Below are 17,565 nucleotides of genomic sequence, written 5' to 3' on the forward strand. Positions count from 1 at the left end.
GGAGGAACGCTGAAGGGAGGAGTGCCGCTTGGCCCGGGTGACCGCTTAACCGGGTGCTCGCCCGGCATTCACATGGGATCGTGAACATGGATCACTTTCCCGGACCGGAGTTCCGCACATGAAGATCGGCATTATCGGCGCAGGCCACATCGGCAGGGCGCTTGCCAGGCGTTTTCGCGAGGCGGGTCACGACGTCCTCATCGCCAACTCGCGCGGACCGGAGACCTTGTCCGCCGTTGCCGCGGAGACCGGCGCGGTGCCGGTGACGGTGGAAGCGGCTGCACGGGGGGGCGAGGTGGTCGTCGTTACCATTCCGGAGTCCCGCATTCCCGACCTGCCGGGCGACCTGTTCGCCGACGTGCCATTGGAAACGGTGGTGGTCGACACCGGCAATTACTATCCGCAGCAGCGCGATGGCCATATCGCCGGCATCGAGGAAGGCCTGACCGAGAGCCAGTGGGTGGCCGAACAACTCAAGCGCCCGGTGATCAAGGCCTTCAACAATATCCACGCCGAGCACCTGGGCAACCTGGGCGTCCCATCGACAGCCGAGCGCCGAATCGCCCTGCCTGTGGCGGGCGACGACCCCAACGCCAAGGCCAAGGTGCTGAAGCTGGTCGACGACATCGGCTTCGATGGCGTGGATGCCGGCACGCTGGCGGACTCCTGGAAGCAGCAGCCCGGCACGCCCGTCTACGGGTCCAACCGTGACATCGAAGGTGTGCGCCAGGGGTTGCTCGATGCCGGCCACGATCGCCTCCCCGAATGGCGCGCCACCCCACGCAGCCCCGGTGATGAAGGCTCGCCGCGCTGACGTGCCGTGACTTTCATGTGAAGGTTTTTTTGGGCATTTCTTCCATTGTGGCGACACGTGCGAACGGATAGTCTTTCGCATCCCTTCCGTGGCAGGACTGTCTCGCTCGTCGCGAGCGCATCGACGGAATTTCGAGGTTACGCATTTTTCCATGGCCCTGGTCATTTACGACATCCCGTTCAGTCCGGACCTTGCTGGCTTATGGCATGTGCAGATGAATGGCGTGCCCACGGAAAATTTCGACACGCGGGTCGCCGCCATCGCCTATGCCGTACAGCAGTCCAAGCTGCTCGGTGCACAGAACGGTCTGCAGGCGCTCGTTTCGGTCGAAGGTGCCGATGGCATCTGGCGCGAGTTCGAATCCACTGCCAAACGCCCGGTCAGCGGACTGCTGTAGCCACCAGTGCACGTCGTTTTGATGCCCGATGCTTAGGATGGTGCGCTGGAACGAGGATCATCCCACCTATGACGCATCGCAAGATCGGTTACTTCGACGTGGAAGGCTCATGTTACGTGGCTAAGCCGGGGCGCTGGCGCGGCAAATACGTCATCAGCGAAGACGGCGACGAGGTTGCCGAAAAGCTCTGTACCACACTGCACGAGAACGAGGAAGACGCCTGCGCGGAAGGCCTTAACCTGGGCATTGCAGCCGCTCGCAAGCTCATGAAGGAGCGCGAGGGCTTCGATCCGGGCGATGACTGATCCCGCGCAGCCGCCGACGGAACCGTCCGATACGTTTCGCGCCGATCTGGAACGTCTCGCGACGGCCATCATGCCGTTCGGTAAATTCAAGGGAAAGCCGGTCGCGGAACTGCCTGGTCACTATCTGGCTTGGTTCGCGCGTGAGGGCTTCCCTCCTGGTGAACTGGGGCGTTTGCTGTCCATCATGCTGGAACTCGACCACAACGGCTTGCGTAGCCTGCTCGATCCGCTCAGGCAGCCCTCACGGCGACGGGACACGCGTGGACCGACCTAAGCGGGTGAATGCCGCAGCGCGATGTCGTCCATGATGTCCACACCGTCCGCATGTACGGCAATGATGCCGTCGCCGCGCAGCTTCGCCAGCATGCGCGTCACCGTGGCTGAACTCATTCGCAGGTAGGAGCCGATGTCGTCGCGCGACATCGGCAACGGGATCGTGCGGGCGTGTTCGTCGAAACGGCGGCGTCGGTCCAGCAGGTCGATGAGGAAGTCGCGGACCCTCGATGCGGCAACGCCCTCCGCGGCATGTCGGGTGACGGTGTGTTCCCGCCGACGCAGCATGCGGAGGTGGCGTGTCAGCGCGTCGTTTTCCACGCATAGCGCATCGACGGCCTCGCGGGGAAACCGGCAAAACCATGTCTTGCCCACGGCCATGACGGAACGCCCGTGCGTTCCGTTCCGTGCGACCTCCAGGGCGAACAGTTCGCCGGGCAGGTGAAACGCCAGCACGCGGCCGTCGCCGACGGTCTTGGCCATGCCGTTGAGAACGGCGAAGGCCGCTCGGTGAGGGGCATCCGGTTGCACGAGGCGATCGCCATCCGAGAAGGGGCCCACCCGTTCGACGACATCGCGCATGTCGAGGAGGGCAGGGTCGCCACCTCGTGTGGCTTCGCACGCTTCGGCATGGCGACAGGCGGCATTGCAGCACGCCGACGTGCGACGCGCGGGAGCGGGGCGCTTGTCGGCGGCGAGACGGTGCGGCACGGTAGACCTCCATGCACGCCGGAAGGGCGTGCATCTTCATTTTACGCCGCCGGGTGCACAGTCATGGAGCCGATCAGGTGCTTGCGCCGATTTGCCGCAAGGGAGGTCATGTCATGGCACGGGGCCATGGCATCGCGGAGGCTTGACGCCGTTTGGCATTTGCCTTAGTAAAGAGCGCTTGGGGGAACCACAAGGGGGGCCTTACAGGCCATGGCACGTCGATCCACGCTTTTGCCCGAATCAGAGACCGTCAGCTTGCCCGAGGGCTTCGTGCCCGGCACCGTGGCGCCGTTCGTCATGCGTTACGGCACCGAATTCCTGGTGGCCATGCAGCGCGCCGCCGCCGTCCACGACGCGGCCCAGTCAGTGGAAGAACAGACGGCCTAGCGCTCGGCGGCGTGACTTGCCGGCGCACGCGCACCGTCGTCCGGGGTGTCGCCGGCCGGACCACCCTTGTGGATGGCTCCCACGACCACGATGGCCACCATCGCGACAATCAGCGCGATGAGTGCGTAATAGCGTGTGCGGTTCATGCGTACGATTTCCCGATCACGGCGTCGTGCCGATCAAGTGTCCAGCGTTACCGCCGGCACGTCGATGGCGTGCATGCCTTTCGTTATTGCGAAACGGCTCATGTCGTGCGCGTCACACAGGATGCACGCTTGTCCATGGACGCTGCCTTCCGGTTAACAACGAGGAGGGACGTCCGATGGACGAGGGAAAGATTGCGGTGGCTGACAAACAGAAAGGCGGCATCGGGTACATCCTGTTGTGGGTGCTGGGCGTGCCCATTCCCGTTCTGCTGCTGATCTTCCTGGTCAGGGGTTGTACCTGAGGGTAGTTGGGCGTACCCGTAAAGCGAGGGACCCCTTGGGGTCCCTCGTGCAAAGCACTCAGTGCTTGCCGGCGTCGCGCACCTTGTCGGCGGCCTTGCCTACTTCCTTCTGCGCCTTGCCGGCGTTCTTCTCGATGTTGCCGGCGGCTTCCTTCGCGTGATTGCCGGTGACCTTGCCGACCACTTCCTTCACGGCGCCCTTGACTTCGTGCTTGGTGCCTTCGGTGCGATTCTTGTCCATGGTGGTGTTCCTCTGCAGGCTCTGCGTCATTCGCAGCGTCCCCTGTTTACGCCTCGACGCCATGAGCGCCGCGTGAAGCAAGCGTGGGCACCGGTTGATGGTATTCAGGGTGCCGGATAGCCGGACGCCTTGAGCAGCTTGGCCAGATGTGCAGCGTTGGTCGTCAGCGTTGCAATGGTCTGCAAAACTTTCGCCGGTGTCTTCTTCAAGTCGATGTAGTTGGTATCCGACATGGCTTCACCCACCCAGTAAGCGGAACTTCCCGCAGGGATCGTGAAGCCGACATCGGCCAGCGCCTGGTAGAGCTCGGCGGTGACATGATGGGCGCCGTCCTCGTTGCCCACCACACCGACGATTCCGACCTTGCCGAACGTCGGGTAGCGTCCATCGTCTCCGATATCTCCCAGGATGGCGTCCATGCGCTCCACGACACGCTTGCTGACGCTCGAGGGCTGGCCCATCCATATGGGTGTGACCATGACCAGGATGTCCGCTGCCATGATGCGCTCGCGCAGCGCTGGCCAGGCGTCACCGTCGCCTTCGTCGTGGCTGACGCCGGGCTTGATGTCCAGGTCGACCACGCGCGCACTGTCGACATCCACGCCATGCCGTTCCAGGCCTTCCAGTAACTGGTCGAGCAATTTCTGGCTGGATGACGGCTTGGGCGATCGCGTAAGCGTGCAGTTCAGTCCGAGGGCCTTGAGTGCCATACAACGCTCCGTTCGTTCGAGGGGGAGCGCCAACCTCGGACAAGGGGTGTGCAGCACATGTCGTTCGGATGTGCATGTCGTCGGTAACGGCCTGCACCGATGACATCGAAGTGACAGCGATATCACGCGGGGTCGCGCAACGTGCATGCACCATGACGCTGACGGTTGCCGACGCTATGCAAAGTCCTTACGTGCCCGAAACCCCCGGTCGCTCACCGGTCCTTCCCGAAGAGTCGCCGACCGATCCGCGGCCCGAGACACCGGGCGGTAGCCCGGGCACGGAACCGCAGGAACGGCCTGCTCACCCGGATCAACCGGAAGACGACAGCGGCCCGTCGCCTGTGGCACCCGAGGCGTTGGCTATCCGGATTCCTTGAACCCTGAGGCGTTCTACCGCGTGCCCGGGCAGGCCGAAGGCTTCCAGGCAAGCGAAAGCCGCCGGTGGGCCGGAGGCTAAGGGGAAGGTTGAGGGGGCGGACGTCGGTTTATCCGCCACGACCGGGCCACCAGGCCTCGCGTCGTCTTTACTGCATCGAGGCCCGTCGTATGACGGGCCTCGATGCGTTTTTCAGGAACCATGACCCGAGCGCAAGCGCTTCGGGCTATGACGCGATCCTAGACCGCGTCACCGCTGAGTCGGCTGGCAACCTCGCCCAGCCAGTCGTAACCGTCCATTTCACCGCCGAACAGATCGAGGCCGGTGCTGCTGTCGCCTGCACGGAAGCCGGTCGAGTATTCGAAGGTGGTGATGCCGTATTCGTTGCGAAGTTCGTTCATGGTCGTGTCTCCCAGTCGTCTGTGACCGGATGCGAAATGCTCTGGCACCAACGTCGCCGGTCTTTGACGTGGTGGGGACCTTACGCCGGTGCATGGCCTTGAAGAAGGCGCGCTGGGCGGTTAGTCCGTTTCGTTTGGTGAACAATCGGTTCGTTAGGCTTTCGTCATCACCCGATAGGGCTTAATTCCTGAACTAACGAGTTTACTACACGCCTTTTGTATGGGCGGCTCGGGACATTACAAGGGGTCCCGGGCATTGAAAGGTTGGACAGGCTTGTGAGGAAAAGGTTCAAGAAAATCGTCGGACGGTGTGTCGGAGCGCTTTCCAGAGACCCTTACCGCGGGCTTTCGTTCACCGTTTCAGCTGTATCCGTTAACCCTAGTTTAACTCAAACGATCGTTCGGCGCCACGGGGGTGTCTGGAGCCGCTCCACCAGGAAGTCGGCAAGCTGGCGAACCTTGGGGGAAAGGTGGCGGCTCTGCGGGTACACCAGCCACACCGCACCGTGCTCGTAACGCCATGGATCGAGCAGGGAGACCAGGCTTCCTTCGACCAATGCCTGCTCCACGTAGAAGTCGGGCAACTGAGCGATGCCGAGCCCGCGGTGCGCTGCGTCGAGCAAGGCCTGGCCTGAACTGGCCCGATAGCGGCCCTGGACAGGTCGCTGCCGCGGTTGGCCGTGCTCGGCGAAGATCCAGTGACTGGCCGATCCCAGCAGGAGCGTATGCCCGGCGAGGTCGTCGGGTGTCGCTGGCGCTGCATTCCTCGATAGATAGGCGGGCGAGGCGACGACGAACAGCCGCCGCTCGCCCAGACGTCGGGCCACCAGGTTGGAGTCCGGCAGGAGGCCAGTGCGTATCGTCAGGTCGTAGCCCTCCTCGATGAGGTCGACGGTACGGTTGGAGAAATCCATGTCCACGCCCAGTTGGGGATGGAGGGCAAGAAAGGCATTGACCAGTGGCGCCACGTAGCGCTCGCCATAGGTGGTTGCCAGGCTGATGCGCAGGTTGCCTCGCAATCCGTCCTGGAAGTCCACGATAGCCTGGTCGGCGGCATCGAAGCCCTCCAGCAGGTGTCGCGCGTGTTCGTAGTAAAGGCGCCCGGCGTCGGTGAGGCGGAGCTTGCGGGTGGTCCGGTGCATCAACTGGGTGCCGAGTCGTTGCTCGAGCGCGCTTACGGCGCGGCTGACGAAGGCCGTGGACAGCCCCAGGCTGCGGGCGGCGGCGGAGAAGCTGCCTAGCCGTACCACTTCGACAAAGGCGTCCATTCCGTCCCAAGCACGCATCGATCTTTGCTCCCCGGTAAAAATGCTTCACCTGCAGGGCGGCTAATCGACAGGCCCGGGGATGGCTAAAATCCTCGCTACCGCCGGCTGCCATGCCGGTTCCGCCTTTAGTGTAAGAGGAATTGCCCGCCATGAAGTCTCGCGCCGCTGTTGCCTGGGAAGCAGGAAAGCCGTTATCCATCGAAGAAGTGGATGTCCAGGGTCCGAAGGCGGGCGAGGTGCTGGTCCGCATCGTGGCGACCGGCGTGTGCCATACCGATGCCTACACGCTCTCGGGCGACGACCCCGAAGGGGCCTTCCCGGTCATCCTGGGTCACGAGGGCGGTGGCATCGTCGAGGAGGTTGGTGAGGGTGTGACGTCGCTCAAGCCGGGCGATCACGTCATTCCGCTGTACACCCCGGAGTGCGGCGAGTGTCGGTTCTGCCTGTCGGGCAAGACCAATCTGTGCCAGAAGATCCGGCTGACCCAGGGTAAGGGCGTCATGCCGGACGGGACGTCACGCTTCTCGCTGGCGGGCAAGCCGCTGTTGCACTACATGGGCACGAGCACCTTCAGCGAATACACGGTGCTGCCGGAAATCTCCCTGGCGAAGATCAACAAGAACGCACCGCTGGAGAAGGTCTGCCTGCTCGGTTGCGGAATCACCACCGGTATCGGTGCCGTGCTGAACACGGCCAAGGTCGAGCCCGGTTCGACGGTGGCCGTGTTCGGCATGGGCGGCATCGGCCTGTCGGTGGTGCAGGGCGCGGTCATGGCCAAGGCCAGTCGCATCGTGGTGATCGACACCAATCCGTCGAAGTTCGAGATGGCGAAGATGCTGGGGGCTACGGATTGCATCAATCCCCGCGACTACCCGGATACCCCGATCCAGCAGGTGATCGTCGACCTGACCGATGGCGGTGTGGATTATTCATTCGAGTGCATCGGCAGCGTGGACGTGATGCGCGCTGCCCTGGAGTGCTGCCACAAGGGCTGGGGCGAGTCCATCATCATCGGCGTGGCGGGTGCCGGCCAGGAGATCCGCACCCGTCCGTTCCAGCTGGTGACCGGGCGCGTATGGCGCGGCTCGGCGTTCGGCGGCGTGAAGGGGCGCAGCCAGTTGCCGGGCTATGTGGATCGATACATGGGAGGCGAAATCAAGATCGACCCGATGATCACTTATACGATGGGGCTGGAGGAGATCAATCGGGCGTTCGATCTGATGCACGAGGGCAAGGCTATTCGCTCGGTCATCCTCTACTGAATACTCGTGTTCTAATGGCGTACCGTTACCTAAGCGAAACCACCGTCATGCCGTTTCATGAATTCCGCCTCGAAGGCGACTACGTCGAACTCAACCTGTTGCTCAAGCTGACCGGCATCGTCGCCAGTGGCGGCGAGGGCAAGCATCGGGTGGCCGATGGCCTGGTCGCCGTGGACGGCGTGACGGAAATGCGCAAGACCTACAAGGTGCGCGCGGGCCAGGTGGTCACCATCGGTAGCGACGAGATCAGCGTCCTGCCCGAAGTGGACTGACGCGTCCCATCGTCCGCATGAAAAAACCCGGCGCCTCGCGGCGCCGGGTTTTCTTTGGGCGGTTGTTCCGCAGATGCGGAATTACATGCCGGAGCTGGACGACTTGGCCGGTTCGGTGCCGGTGGTCGAGGTGCTCTTCTTATGCTTCTTGTGGGTGGATTTCATCGAACCGTTGGAATTGGCGGCGCTGGAACCGGAGGTGCCAGTGCTCTTCATGGCGTCGCTGGTGGTCTGGGTCTGCGAGCCCGCGCTGGAAGACGGCGTGGGGGACGCCGACTGCGAAGCATCCTGGGCCATGGCGGCGCCGCCGAAAGCCATACAACCAGCCAGCATGGCGACGATCAGTTTCGTGTTGCGCATGACGAAATCTCCTGGAACTTGTGGCGCCTTGGTCGAACTTCGCGATGCACGGCGCATGAGCATCGCTTACCGGATATCCGGGTGTGTCGATGGGATAGACGCTATCGCGTTTCCGCTGAACAGTGTTCTTGCGAAGCAGCAAATTCCGGTTAACCGTTCAGGGTAAAATTAGCCGGCGTTAAGTAACGGCAAGGTCGTGCGATTCATGACACGATCAGTGGAAATCCCGTGACACGGCACCGAGTTCCGGCAGGAGGTCGCTGTAGTCATGAAGACGGCTTGCCACGAGGTGGCGCACGCCTTCGATCGACTGCCAGCGGCCGTCGACCGCCAACAGCACGGCTTCCAGCAGCGCCTGCCGACAGGCCTCGGCCACCGCGGGTCGCACGATGACGTTGACCTGGCCCGTTTCGTCCTCCAGGGCGACGAAGGTGATCCCGCTGGCGGTCTGGGGACGCTGGCGCATCGTGACCAGGCCGGCATGACGCAACCACGTGCCGCTGCGTGTGTCTTCCATGTCCCGTGCACGACGGACACGGCGCGACTGCAATATCTTGCGAATCAGCAGCAGGGGATGGCCCGCCAGCGACAGGCCGGTGGTGGCGTAATCGGCAAAGACGTTTTCGGCCATGCTGGGTGGGCGCAGTGGCGTAGCTTGTTCCGCCACGGCCTCCAGTAGCGGCAGGCTGCGTTCGATGCCGGAGCTCTCCCAGCGGGCGCGATGACGATGGCCGCTGAGCACGCGCAGGGCACCGGCATCCGCCAGGCGTTCGCGCTCGAAACGGCTAAGGCGTGCACGGTGGGCGAGGTCGGCAAGATCGCGAAAGGGCGCGCTGTCGCGTGCCTGCACGATGCGTGCGCCGAGGTCGGCCGATAGGCCGCCGATCAGGCGTAGACCCAGGCGCAAGGCAGGGTGTGGGGTCCGGGTCGCTTCCAGCGTGCAATCCCATTGGCTGGCGGTGACATCGGGTGGGCGCACCTCGGCACCGTGCCGACGCAGGTCGGCGACGAGCTGCGCCGGCGCGTAGAAGCCCATCGGCTGGCTGTTGAGCAAGGCGCAGCAGAAGATTTCCGGATGGTGGCATTTCATGTACGACGAGGCATAGGCGATCAACGCAAAGCCGGCCGCGTGCGATTCGGGAAAGCCGTAGCTGCCGAAACCCTGGATCTGGTCGATGATCTGCTGGGTGAACTCGGGGGTGTAACCCCTCGCCTCCATGTTGGCGCGGATCTTCGGCTCGAATTTCTGCAACCCGCCACGGCGCTTCCATGCGGCCATCGACCGGCGCAGGTCGTCCGACTCGCTTTCGGTGAAACCCGCGACCACCTGCAGCAGCTTCATCACCTGCTCCTGGAAGATCGGCACGCCCAGGGTGCGTTCCAGGACGTCCTTGACGCCCGGTTCGTAAACGATCTGGTCCGGCGGCAGCTGGCGTCGTTGCAGGTAGGGGTGAACCATGCCGCCCTGGATCGGACCGGGCCGCACGATCGCCACCTGAATCACCAGGTCGTAGTAGATGGCCGGTTTCAGGCGCGGCAGCATCGACATCTGCGCACGCGATTCGATCTGGAACACACCCACGGTATCGGCGGCCTGGATCATCGCGTAGGTTTCCGGGTCCTTCATGGGGATGTCGGCCATGCATCGGTAGTCCGGGCCGCCACGGGCACGCAGCAGGTCGATCGCCTTGCGCATGCAGGTCAGCATGCCCAGCGCCAGGCAATCCACCTTGAGCAGTTTCATCGTTTCCAGGTCGTCCTTGTCCCACTGGATGATGGTGCGGTTATCCATCGCCGCGTTCTCGACGGGCACCAGATGATGCAACGGCGTATCCGAGATGACGAAACCGCCTACGTGCTGGGACAGGTGGCGAGGCATGCCGTTGAGTTCGTGCACCAGCACGATCAGCTGCCGGATGGTGCGACTGGCGATGTCGAAACCTCGCTCCTGCAGGCGCTGGATGATCGGCACCTCGCCATGCGCGTGCGAATAAGCACGGCTGAGCTGGTCGAGCTGGTCTTCGGACAACCCCAGCGCACGCCCGACATCGCGGGCGGCACTCTTGGGCCGGTAACTGATGACCGTAGCCGCCAGCGCGGCCCGTTCGCGGCCGTATTTCTCGAAGACGTACTGCAGGACTTCCTCGCGGCGCTCGTGCTCGAAGTCGACGTCGATGTCCGGTGGCTCGTCACGTTCCAGCGAGATGAACCGTTCGAACAGCGTGGTGATCTGGTCCGGGTTGACCTCGGTGATGTGCAGGCAGAAACAGACCACCGAATTGGCAGCGGAGCCGCGGCCCTGGCAAAGGATCTGCTGCGAGCGGGCGAACCTGACGATGTCCTGCACCGTGAGGAAAAATGCCTCGTAACGGCACTTGGCGATGAGGTCCAGTTCTTTTTCGATGCGTGTGACGAGGTCGGGTTTCATGCCCCCGGGCCATCGCCGCGCCGCGCCCTCGTAGGTGAGGCGGCGTAGGTAAGCGGCAGGATCGGTGCCTTCGGGCACCAGTTCGCGCGGGTAGACGTACTGGATCTTGCGGAGGTCGAAACCGGTGCAGCGGGCGGCCACCACGAGGCTTTGCTCCAGCATGTCGCGGGGATAGATGCGCGCGAGTGCCTCACGCCGACGCAGGTGGCGTTCGCCGTTGGGAAAGAGGTGGTGGCCGGCCTCGGCCACGCTGCGGTTGAGGCGGATCGCCGTCATCACATCCTGCAAGGCGCGACGCCCGCGCAGGTGCATGTGCACGTCGCCGGCGGCGACGCATGGCAGCCCATGCCGTTCCGCCAGGTGACGCCACGCCGCCAGTTCGGCCGCATCGTGCTGGCCGCGGTGCAGTTCCACGGCCAGCCAGGCGCGATCGCGGAAATGCGTGGCCACCCACGCTGCGCGGTCGTCATGGGTGGCGGCATCGTGGGCCGCCAACGGGCCCGTTGCCCACAGCAGGCAGAGGCCATGGGCGAGGTTTTCCAGGTCGGCACGGTGCAGCTCGTAGCGTCCTTTCGGGGCGCGCCGTCGGCCCAGCGTGATCAATCGGCATAATTCGGTATAGCCGTCCTGGTTTTCTACCAGCAGCACGAGCGTGGTGCCGTCCGCCAGACGGAACTCACTGCCGACGATCATTGGCAGGTCGACCTCCAGCGAGGCTTCCAGTGCCCGGACGATGCCGGAAAGCGAACACTCGTCGGTGATCGCCAGGGCGGTATAGCCGATGTCCCTGGCGCGCTCGAACAGCTCACGCGCGCTGGAGGCGCCGCGTTGGAAACTGAAGTCGCTCAGAGCATGCAGCTCGGCATAGGCGGGAAGGTCGACTTCGCCCTCGTTTGCGGGCGGCGGCAGGGTAAAGGGCAGCACGGCGACCTAGGCGAACCAGCCGTGCAGCATCCAGCCGTCGAGGGTGCCCGGCGGCAGGTAGGCCCAGGCCTGCTGCCCGGATGGCGTGCGCACGATGTAGTAATCGCGACGCGTGTCGTCGCCGTCCCACCAACCGCTTTCGATACGCTCCGGCCCGGCCAGCACGGCAACGGGCTCGGGACGCATCGGTAGTGGACGTGGCAACAGCCATAACGGGCGTCGGCGGCGTGGCAGGGCCACCGTGGTATCTGGCGGGCCGTAGCGCATGGCGCGCTCCGGTCGATGGTCGGCCACCATGGCGATCTGCCGGAGTGCCGCATCGCCCAGGCGGGCGCGCAGCCGTTCGTCGAGCGTGGGCCAGTCCAGTCCGTCGCCGCGGATGGGCTCGAAAAGGTCGCGCACCGGTGGCCGGAAGACCGGGAGTTCCTCGGCATCGAGTTCGATGGCGCGCGCCGGTGCGGGCAGCGCAGTGCGTTCGAGCCGGGTGCGGGCCAGTTGGAACAGGCGTTCCGCCTCGCGCTGGGGTGCGGCCATCGCCACGACCACGCGCGTGGTGGCGCCGCGGGCATGCTCGAGCGTCAGGGTGAAACGCTGCACGCCACCGTCGCGTGCGGCGAGCAGGTTGGCGAGCGAGCGGGTCAGCCGGCGCAAGGGAAACAGCAGTGGCTGGCTGCCGTCCAGTTCGCTGTCGAACTCGATCTTCTGTCGGAAATTTGCCGGTGGCTGCCACGCGGGCAGCGGTGCGGCGGCCTGACCACGGAGACGATCCAGCCAGTTCACGCCATCGCGGCCGATGCGACGGGTGAGCTCCGGGCGCGGCAGCCGGAAAATGTCGCCGAGCCGGCGAAACCCCATGGCCTGGAGCGATTTCACCGTCGCGGCAGGCAGGCCGGCCTGTCCCAGCGACAAGGCGCCCAACATGCGGACGACGCCTTGCGGTTCGGGCAGCACCATGCCATCAGCGTGCGCCGCGAACACCCACGAGGCAGCAGGGAAGGGCGTTGCCGCCATGGTGTGGACATGGCCCTGTTCGCCCAGGCCATGACGGAGGCGTTCGGCGATCACCGGCCAGCCGTCGAACAGCCTCAGGCTGGCGCCGAGTTCGAGGAGGATGGCTGCAGGGGGTACCAGGCTGACGTGTCCGCTGAACTGGTAGCACCAGGCGGCGAGTTCCGCGAGCAGGCGGGACTCGGCGGCACGATCGCGTGGGCGTACATCCAGTGCGGGGCAAAGGGCGCGCGCCGCGGCGAGGCTCTGTCCCCGACGAACACCGGCGGTGGCCGCTTCCGTATTGGCGGCGGCGATCAGGCGCTGGCGTGACCGGGTGTCGAGCAAGGCAGAGGGGCCTGCCTCCGAGGTCGCGGCGAAGGCGGCGGAGAACGCCAGGCCGGGAAAACGGAGGCAGGCCCAAAGCATGGCTGCGTAGGAAAGGCGGCGACGAAGCGTTCGTCACGACGGCGGGTGGAACACGTCGTCATGACGAGGTTCATCAGGCCCGCATGCGCAGCAGCGGAGCGGTGGTGGTCAGCAGTCCGCGCGACTTGAGGACATCCACATAGGTGGCCTCGTCGCTGTTGCTGACCTTGAGACGGAGTGCCGCAGGGCTGTTCTGCGCGGCATGCGCGGCGGGACGGAAGATCATGGCGCAGGCGTCGCCACTTTCCGCGGCCAGCTGCAGGCGACGAAGGCTGCGATAGTCGATATCCGGCAGCCAGCCGACCACGGCGCCGCAGCAGCCGGAGCGCAGGCATTGCTCCATGCTCCAGGCCGCCTCGGTCGTGCCGGCATGGATTTCATGCAGGAAGCGCAGATCGACCCCGGCGGCCGCGAGCGCTGGCGCATAAGGCAGATAAGGAGGAGCGACGAAGATCACGCGGCGGTGTTCCTGCGTGAGCGCGGCCAGCGCGGGCATCACAAGATCCAGTTCGCCCAGGCCATCGTGTTCGAACAGGATTTCACTGAGCGCACCCTGCGGCCATCCCCCGCCAGGCAACTTTGCGTCCAGGGACGTCCAGCCCGTGGAAAGCGCGCGCGTGCGCGGCTGACGATCGGCGGAACGGCGCCAGATACCGGGATGGTCGAGCACCTGGGCGAGGGTCGGGGCAGCGATGGCATTCATGGTCAGGTCCTGCGGATGATGCCGACGTAACGCCCTTCGATGGCGAACGCGTGGCGACGGGGATCGACTTCGATGGGCTGGAAGTCGGGGTTTTCAGGCAGAAGAAGGAGGCGGCCGCGTTCGTGCCGGAGGCGCTTGACGGTGACTTCGTCGTCGAGCCGGGCCACCACGATCTGCCCGTCGGTGGCGGTGGCCGTCTTGTGCACGGCCAGCAGGTCGCCATCGAGGATGCCGGCATCGCGCATGCTCAGGCCGACGACGCGCAGCAGGTAGTCCGCGCGTGGCCGGAACAGGGCAGGGTCCACCTCGAGCTGTGCTTCGATGTTTTCTTCCGCCAGGATCGGCGAGCCTGCGGCCACGCGGCCGATCAGCGGAAGATCGTTGGCCGCGGCGGCCCGCATGAGGGGCGCGTTACCCGCCGACAGGCGCAGGCCCCGGTGCTGGGGGGAGCGCTCGAGGACACCCTTGCGGACCAGCGATTCCACACAGGCCTGCGCCGAGCTATGGCTGGGGAAGCCCAGGGCATCGGCGATCTCGCGCAATGTGGGCGGCAGGCCCTGCGTCTGCAGGTATTCCTGCAGGAAGGCGAGGGTCTTTTGCTGGCGCTCGGTGAGGGTAGGTGTCGACATGTGTACATTTGTACAGATGTCGGGCCGCCGGTGCAAGAGGGTAGGCCTGTTGAGAAAATCCGGAAACGTAGCCGTGTCGTCCACGCTTACAGAAAGCGGTGGGCAAGCGCGACTGTCGATTCTGGCAGCCAAGGTGAATGCTCACCTCGGATCCTGTCAGCAGGCCCCGGCCCCTTCATTCCCGTGGGAGAACAGCATGATCATGGATCGATCCGGTGCCGGAAACGAAACGGTTGTCGTCTCCTGCCAACCTTCGCAACTTGCAAGCGAGCACATCACAGCCGAGTATCCCGCCATGGAAAATCGCCTCAGCCGACTGGAAGTCGCCACGACCCAACTCGACACCCGCCTTGCGCGCGTCGAAGTCACCCTCGAGCACATCGGGGAAGACCTCAACGGTCTCCGTACGGATTTCCGCGACCTTCGCAACGATATGAACCATTTACGTGACCAGTCGCGTAACGATATGAGCCATTTGCGTGACCAGTCGCGTAACGATATGAGCCATTTACGTGACCAGTCGCGTATGGATTTTCGCGTGCTATTTGGCGCGATGATCAGTCTTGCCCTGGGCATGGCTGCCCTGATGGCCAAGGGGTTTCACTGGATCTGACCGAAACGCGCATCGGGCTTGCACGTTTTTGCACGTTTAATTACATTGATGCGTATTCCTTGCTTTCGGCCTACGCATGAATCCCGTCCGCGCCACCCGGCTCATCTTTCTTCTTTCCGGCATCGGCATGGCCAGTTGGGCCCCGATGGTGCCCTATGCCAAGGAACGCCTTGGCCTGGACGACGCCACGCTCGGTCTCGTCTTGCTCTGCATGGGCTGCGGCGCCACAGCGGCCATGCCCCTCGCGGGGTTCTTCACCCACCGGTTCGGTCACCGCGATGTCATCGGTGTCAGCGGCTTGCTGGTCTGCCTCGCGCTGCCCCTGCTCACCCTTGCGCCGAATGCATGGGGGCTGGGTGCGGCACTCCTGTTCTTCGGTGCATCGCTCGGTGTGGTCGATGTAGCCATGAACGCGCACGCGGTGGATGTCGAGAAACAGCAGGGCCGGCCGATGATGTCGGGCTTCCACGGGCTATTCAGCGTTGGCGGCCTGGCGGGTTCCGCCGGTATGGCGGCGTTGCTCCGGTTCGGATCGCCGCTGACCGGTAGCGCCATCGCGGTCTCGGTGCTGCTGCTGCTGATCGTCGGCACCCAGTGGCGACACTTCCTCGTGCGTCACGACGACGGCTCGGGCGAGGCGCGTGCGCGGTTCCGTATGCCGGGCGGGGCGGTGTTCCTGCTGGGTTTCCTGTGCATGGTCGTCTTCCTGGCCGAGGGCGCCATGCTCGACTGGAGTGCCGTGTTCCTGCGCTTCTCGCGCGGTTTCGATCCCGCCACGGCCGGCCTGGGCTATGCGGCGTTTTCCGTGGCGATGGCCGTGGGCCGCCTGCTCGGCGACCGCATCACGGCATCGCTGGGCGCCACGACCATCGTGCGGGTCGGCAGCCTGGTCGCCGCCGCCGGTTTCTTCCTCGCCACGCTGCTGCCGTGGGGCCCGATGGCACTGCTCGGTTTCGTGCTGGTGGGCATCGGTGCGTCCAACATCGTGCCCGTGCTGTTCAGCGCGGCGGGACGCCAGGTGAGCACCTCACCCGGTATCGCCATCGCTACCGTCACCTCACTGGGCTACGCGGGCATGCTCGCGGGGCCGGCCGTCATCGGTTTCGTCGCCCACGCCAGCAGCCTGTCCATCGCCCTGGCGGGCGTGGCCGCCCTGCTTGTCGCGGTATCCCTTTGCGCATCCATCGTTCGCCGCTGAAAGGAGTGTTCCATGCATAACAAACGCGATGTCGTGATCTTCGATTTCGGTGGCGTGCTGATCGACTGGAATCCCCGCTATCTCTACCGCAAGCTGTTCGGTGACGATGTCGAGGGCATGGAGACGTTCCTCGCCGAGGTGACCACACCGGAATGGAACCTGCAGCAGGATGCGGGCCGTTCGTGGGACGAGGCCGTCCGCGTGCTCACGTCGGAACATCCGACCAAGGCCGAACTGATCGCCGCCTACCAGCATCGCTGGGAAGAAACCCTGGGGGGCGCGATCGACGACAGCCTGCACATCCTCAGGGAACTGAAGGAGGCCGGCCATCCGTTGTACGGACTGACCAACTGGTCGCATGAAACCTTCCCCTTCGCACGGGAACGCTTCGATTTCCTCCGCCTGTTCGACGGCATCGTGGTCTCGGGGGAAGAGGGCACGATCAAGCCGGACCCGAAGCTGTACCGGACACTCCTCGAACGCTACGACATCGACCCGGCGCGCGCCGTGTTCATCGACGACAACAAGGCTAATGTCGACGCCGCCGAGGCATTGGGTATCCACGGCATCCATTTCCACACGCCAAGGCAACTGCGTGACGAACTGATTGCCCTGGGTTTCCTTGCGGCATGAGCGCATCGCCCGACACCACGCTGCCACGTGAGCGGCAACCCTTGATCCTGCAGCGGCTACGTCGCGACGGCAGGGTGGTGGCCGCGGATCTGGCCCAGGAATTCCGGGTGTCCGAAGACTCCATTCGCCGCGACCTGCGCGATCTTGCAGCGCAAGGCCTTTGTCGCCGGGTCTATGGCGGTGCGTTGCTCGCGGTGAACATCCCGCCGCTGGGCGAGCGTCACGCCGAGCGCACGGAACTGAAGCACGCACTGGCCCGTATCGCGGTCGGCCTGGTCGGTACCGGACAGATCCTCTTCATCGACGCGGGGTCGACCAATACGGTGCTGGCAAGGATGCTTCCCGAACACCGGGACCTCACCGTCGTGACCAACGCCCCCGATGTCGCCCTTGCCGTGCTGGGTCGCCCCGGTTTCGAGGTGATCCTGCTGGGTGGCCGGGTCGATCCTTCCATCGGCGGTGCGATCGGCTCGCGTACCGTACGCCAGGCGCAGGATATCCGCGCGGACATCTGTTTCCCGGGGGTCTGCGCCATCGATCCCGAGCGGGGGTTGTGGACCTACGACGAAGAAGAGACGGTGTTCAAGCAGGCGATCATCGAAGCCAGCGGCGAGACGGTGGCGATCGCCACACCGGACAAGCTGGTGGCCTCGGCCACGCACCACACGGTGCCCATCACCGGCATCTCGCATCTGGTGGTGGCAGCCGATACGGAGGCGACGGTGGTGGCAACGTATCGCGACGCCGGGGTCACCGTGCACTGCTGACCTGGAAAAAGAACGGCGCCCTGGAGGGC

The 17,565-nt window shown here is 64.6% G+C and carries 22 protein-coding genes and 1 pseudogene; 13 read left to right on the forward strand and 10 right to left on the reverse strand.

The window, feature by feature from the left end; all coding sequences use genetic code 11:
• Positions 1 to 85 precede the first annotated feature (85 nt).
• The 4 genes and pseudogenes from FA89_RS12095 to FA89_RS12110 form a co-directional block, all read left to right on the forward strand.
• A pseudogene (locus FA89_RS12095) lies at positions 86 to 814 on the forward strand (NADPH-dependent F420 reductase); the annotation flags it as partial.
• 151 nt (positions 815 to 965) lie between these two features.
• Positions 966 to 1,211 (forward strand): DUF2188 domain-containing protein, encoded by a 246-nt coding sequence (locus FA89_RS12100; protein ID WP_036140821.1) that lies wholly within the window; start codon positions 966 to 968, stop codon positions 1,209 to 1,211.
• Positions 1,212 to 1,279: 68 nt separating this feature from the next.
• On the forward strand, positions 1,280 to 1,516 hold the full coding sequence (locus FA89_RS12105; protein ID WP_036140822.1) for a hypothetical protein: 237 nt from the start codon (positions 1,280 to 1,282) through the stop codon (positions 1,514 to 1,516).
• Positions 1,509 to 1,790 carry a DUF3820 family protein gene (locus tag FA89_RS12110; protein ID WP_051938721.1) on the forward strand — a complete coding sequence of 94 codons (282 nt, stop codon included), beginning with the start codon at positions 1,509 to 1,511 and terminating at the stop codon, positions 1,788 to 1,790. Before FA89_RS12105 ends, FA89_RS12110 begins: the two co-directional genes overlap by 8 nt.
• Here the strand turns inward: FA89_RS12110 and FA89_RS12115 are convergent.
• The gene (locus FA89_RS12115) at positions 1,787 to 2,500 is read right to left on the reverse strand and encodes a Crp/Fnr family transcriptional regulator (RefSeq protein ID WP_036140823.1); all 714 of its coding nucleotides are present in this window, start codon (positions 2,498 to 2,500) and stop codon (positions 1,787 to 1,789) included. The two genes, FA89_RS12110 and FA89_RS12115, sit on opposite strands and share 4 nt — an antisense overlap.
• Positions 2,501 to 2,710: 210 nt before the next feature.
• On the opposite strand from FA89_RS12115, the gene FA89_RS20195 reads away from it, so the two are divergent.
• The gene (locus tag FA89_RS20195) at positions 2,711 to 2,887 is read left to right on the forward strand and encodes a hypothetical protein (protein WP_185754329.1); all 177 of its coding nucleotides are present in this window, start codon (positions 2,711 to 2,713) and stop codon (positions 2,885 to 2,887) included.
• Here FA89_RS20195 and FA89_RS20200 read toward each other — a convergent pair.
• A complete protein-coding gene (locus FA89_RS20200) occupies positions 2,884 to 3,033 on the reverse strand; it encodes a hypothetical protein (protein WP_185754330.1) in 150 nt (49 codons plus the stop codon). The genes FA89_RS20195 and FA89_RS20200 overlap by 4 nt on opposite strands.
• 176 nt (positions 3,034 to 3,209) lie before the next feature.
• Between FA89_RS20200 and FA89_RS20805 the strand changes: the two genes are divergently transcribed.
• Complete coding sequence (locus tag FA89_RS20805; RefSeq protein ID WP_255349640.1) at positions 3,210 to 3,335, forward strand: hypothetical protein; 126 nt, start codon at positions 3,210 to 3,212, stop codon at positions 3,333 to 3,335.
• Between the two features lie 58 nt (positions 3,336 to 3,393).
• Here the strand turns inward: FA89_RS20805 and FA89_RS12120 are convergent, their stop codons facing one another.
• The 4 genes from FA89_RS12120 to FA89_RS12130 all read right to left on the reverse strand — a co-directional run bounded on the left by FA89_RS12120 (position 3,394) and on the right by FA89_RS12130 (position 6,349).
• On the reverse strand, positions 3,394 to 3,576 hold the full coding sequence (locus tag FA89_RS12120) for a CsbD family protein (RefSeq protein WP_036140824.1): 183 nt from the start codon (positions 3,574 to 3,576) through the stop codon (positions 3,394 to 3,396).
• A gap of 104 nt (positions 3,577 to 3,680) precedes the next feature.
• Positions 3,681 to 4,286, reverse strand: coding sequence for a flavodoxin family protein (locus tag FA89_RS12125; RefSeq protein ID WP_036140825.1), 606 nt, complete (start codon positions 4,284 to 4,286; stop codon positions 3,681 to 3,683).
• A 615-nt stretch (positions 4,287 to 4,901) separates the two neighbouring features.
• Positions 4,902 to 5,063, reverse strand: a complete 162-nt coding sequence (locus FA89_RS20205) for a hypothetical protein (protein ID WP_185754331.1) — start codon at positions 5,061 to 5,063, stop codon at positions 4,902 to 4,904.
• Between the two features lie 389 nt (positions 5,064 to 5,452).
• Positions 5,453 to 6,349, reverse strand: a complete 897-nt coding sequence (locus FA89_RS12130; RefSeq protein WP_036140826.1) for a LysR family transcriptional regulator — start codon at positions 6,347 to 6,349, stop codon at positions 5,453 to 5,455.
• Between the two features lie 131 nt (positions 6,350 to 6,480).
• Here FA89_RS12130 and FA89_RS12135 point away from each other — a divergent pair, with 131 nt between their 5' ends.
• The 3 genes from FA89_RS12135 to FA89_RS20210 all read left to right on the forward strand — a co-directional run bounded on the left by FA89_RS12135 (position 6,481) and on the right by FA89_RS20210 (position 8,391).
• Positions 6,481 to 7,593, forward strand: coding sequence for an S-(hydroxymethyl)glutathione dehydrogenase/class III alcohol dehydrogenase (locus FA89_RS12135; RefSeq protein ID WP_036140827.1), 1,113 nt, complete (start codon positions 6,481 to 6,483; stop codon positions 7,591 to 7,593).
• 47 nt (positions 7,594 to 7,640) lie between these two features.
• Entirely contained in the window at positions 7,641 to 7,865 is a 225-nt protein-coding gene (locus FA89_RS12140; RefSeq protein ID WP_036144222.1) for an RNA-binding S4 domain-containing protein, read from the forward strand.
• An 85-nt stretch (positions 7,866 to 7,950) separates the two neighbouring features.
• On the forward strand, positions 7,951 to 8,391 hold the full coding sequence (locus tag FA89_RS20210) for a hypothetical protein (protein ID WP_185754332.1): 441 nt from the start codon (positions 7,951 to 7,953) through the stop codon (positions 8,389 to 8,391).
• 48 nt (positions 8,392 to 8,439) lie between these two features.
• Here FA89_RS20210 and FA89_RS12150 read toward each other — a convergent pair whose 3' ends face one another.
• The 4 genes from FA89_RS12150 to lexA all read right to left on the reverse strand — a co-directional run bounded on the left by FA89_RS12150 (position 8,440) and on the right by lexA (position 14,325).
• The gene (locus FA89_RS12150; protein ID WP_240003890.1) at positions 8,440 to 11,577 is read right to left on the reverse strand and encodes an error-prone DNA polymerase; all 3,138 of its coding nucleotides are present in this window, start codon (positions 11,575 to 11,577) and stop codon (positions 8,440 to 8,442) included.
• A gap of 6 nt (positions 11,578 to 11,583) precedes the next feature.
• Positions 11,584 to 12,993 (reverse strand): Y-family DNA polymerase, encoded by a 1,410-nt coding sequence (locus FA89_RS12155; RefSeq protein WP_036140829.1) that lies wholly within the window; start codon positions 12,991 to 12,993, stop codon positions 11,584 to 11,586.
• 73 nt (positions 12,994 to 13,066) lie between these two features.
• The gene (gene imuA / locus FA89_RS12160; protein ID WP_036140830.1) at positions 13,067 to 13,696 is read right to left on the reverse strand and encodes a translesion DNA synthesis-associated protein ImuA; all 630 of its coding nucleotides are present in this window, start codon (positions 13,694 to 13,696) and stop codon (positions 13,067 to 13,069) included.
• A 2-nt stretch (positions 13,697 to 13,698) separates the two neighbouring features.
• Positions 13,699 to 14,325, reverse strand: a complete 627-nt coding sequence (gene lexA, locus FA89_RS12165) for a transcriptional repressor LexA (RefSeq protein ID WP_036140831.1) — start codon at positions 14,323 to 14,325, stop codon at positions 13,699 to 13,701.
• A 73-nt stretch (positions 14,326 to 14,398) separates the two neighbouring features.
• Between lexA and FA89_RS19255 the strand changes: the two genes are divergently transcribed.
• The 4 genes from FA89_RS19255 (at position 14,399) to FA89_RS12185 (ending at position 17,536) form a co-directional block, all read left to right on the forward strand.
• A complete protein-coding gene (locus FA89_RS19255) occupies positions 14,399 to 14,938 on the forward strand; it encodes a hypothetical protein (protein WP_185754333.1) in 540 nt (179 codons plus the stop codon).
• Positions 14,939 to 15,014: 76 nt separating this feature from the next.
• Entirely contained in the window at positions 15,015 to 16,136 is a 1,122-nt protein-coding gene (locus tag FA89_RS12175; protein ID WP_036140832.1) for an MFS transporter, read from the forward strand.
• 12 nt (positions 16,137 to 16,148) lie between these two features.
• Complete coding sequence (locus FA89_RS12180) at positions 16,149 to 16,769, forward strand: HAD family hydrolase (RefSeq protein ID WP_036140833.1); 621 nt, start codon at positions 16,149 to 16,151, stop codon at positions 16,767 to 16,769.
• Positions 16,766 to 17,536 carry a DeoR/GlpR family DNA-binding transcription regulator gene (locus FA89_RS12185; protein WP_036140834.1) on the forward strand — a complete coding sequence of 257 codons (771 nt, stop codon included), beginning with the start codon at positions 16,766 to 16,768 and terminating at the stop codon, positions 17,534 to 17,536. Before FA89_RS12180 ends, FA89_RS12185 begins: the two co-directional genes overlap by 4 nt.
• Positions 17,537 to 17,565: the final 29 nt, after the last annotated feature.

The sequence above is a fragment of the Luteibacter sp. 9135 genome (assembly GCF_000745005.1).
Taxonomy (GTDB): Bacteria; Pseudomonadota; Gammaproteobacteria; order Xanthomonadales; family Rhodanobacteraceae; genus Luteibacter.

Bases quoted from the DNA above. Each gene is read 5' to 3' on its own strand.
- FA89_RS12100 (WP_036140821.1), top strand. From the start codon at position 966: ATGGCCCTGGTCATTTACGACATCCCGTTCAGTCCGGACCTTGCTGGC.
- FA89_RS12105 (WP_036140822.1), top strand. From the start codon at position 1,280: ATGACGCATCGCAAGATCGGTTACTTCGACGTGGAAGGCTCATGTTAC.
- FA89_RS12110 (WP_051938721.1), top strand. From the start codon at position 1,509: ATGACTGATCCCGCGCAGCCGCCGACGGAACCGTCCGATACGTTTCGC.
- FA89_RS20195 (WP_185754329.1), top strand. From the start codon at position 2,711: ATGGCACGTCGATCCACGCTTTTGCCCGAATCAGAGACCGTCAGCTTG.
- FA89_RS20200 (WP_185754330.1), bottom strand. From the start codon at position 3,033: ATGAACCGCACACGCTATTACGCACTCATCGCGCTGATTGTCGCGATG.
- FA89_RS20805 (WP_255349640.1), top strand. From the start codon at position 3,210: ATGGACGAGGGAAAGATTGCGGTGGCTGACAAACAGAAAGGCGGCATC.
- FA89_RS12120 (WP_036140824.1), bottom strand. From the start codon at position 3,576: ATGGACAAGAATCGCACCGAAGGCACCAAGCACGAAGTCAAGGGCGCC.
- FA89_RS12125 (WP_036140825.1), bottom strand. From the start codon at position 4,286: ATGGCACTCAAGGCCCTCGGACTGAACTGCACGCTTACGCGATCGCCC.
- FA89_RS20205 (WP_185754331.1), bottom strand. From the start codon at position 5,063: ATGAACGAACTTCGCAACGAATACGGCATCACCACCTTCGAATACTCG.
- FA89_RS12130 (WP_036140826.1), bottom strand. From the start codon at position 6,349: ATGCGTGCTTGGGACGGAATGGACGCCTTTGTCGAAGTGGTACGGCTA.
- FA89_RS12135 (WP_036140827.1), top strand. From the start codon at position 6,481: ATGAAGTCTCGCGCCGCTGTTGCCTGGGAAGCAGGAAAGCCGTTATCC.
- FA89_RS12140 (WP_036144222.1), top strand. From the start codon at position 7,641: ATGCCGTTTCATGAATTCCGCCTCGAAGGCGACTACGTCGAACTCAAC.
- FA89_RS20210 (WP_185754332.1), top strand. From the start codon at position 7,951: ATGCCGGAGCTGGACGACTTGGCCGGTTCGGTGCCGGTGGTCGAGGTG.
- FA89_RS12155 (WP_036140829.1), bottom strand. From the start codon at position 12,993: ATGCTTTGGGCCTGCCTCCGTTTTCCCGGCCTGGCGTTCTCCGCCGCC.
- imuA (WP_036140830.1), bottom strand. From the start codon at position 13,696: ATGAATGCCATCGCTGCCCCGACCCTCGCCCAGGTGCTCGACCATCCC.
- lexA (WP_036140831.1), bottom strand. From the start codon at position 14,325: ATGTCGACACCTACCCTCACCGAGCGCCAGCAAAAGACCCTCGCCTTC.
- FA89_RS12175 (WP_036140832.1), top strand. From the start codon at position 15,015: ATGAATCCCGTCCGCGCCACCCGGCTCATCTTTCTTCTTTCCGGCATC.
- FA89_RS12180 (WP_036140833.1), top strand. From the start codon at position 16,149: ATGCATAACAAACGCGATGTCGTGATCTTCGATTTCGGTGGCGTGCTG.
- FA89_RS12185 (WP_036140834.1), top strand. From the start codon at position 16,766: ATGAGCGCATCGCCCGACACCACGCTGCCACGTGAGCGGCAACCCTTG.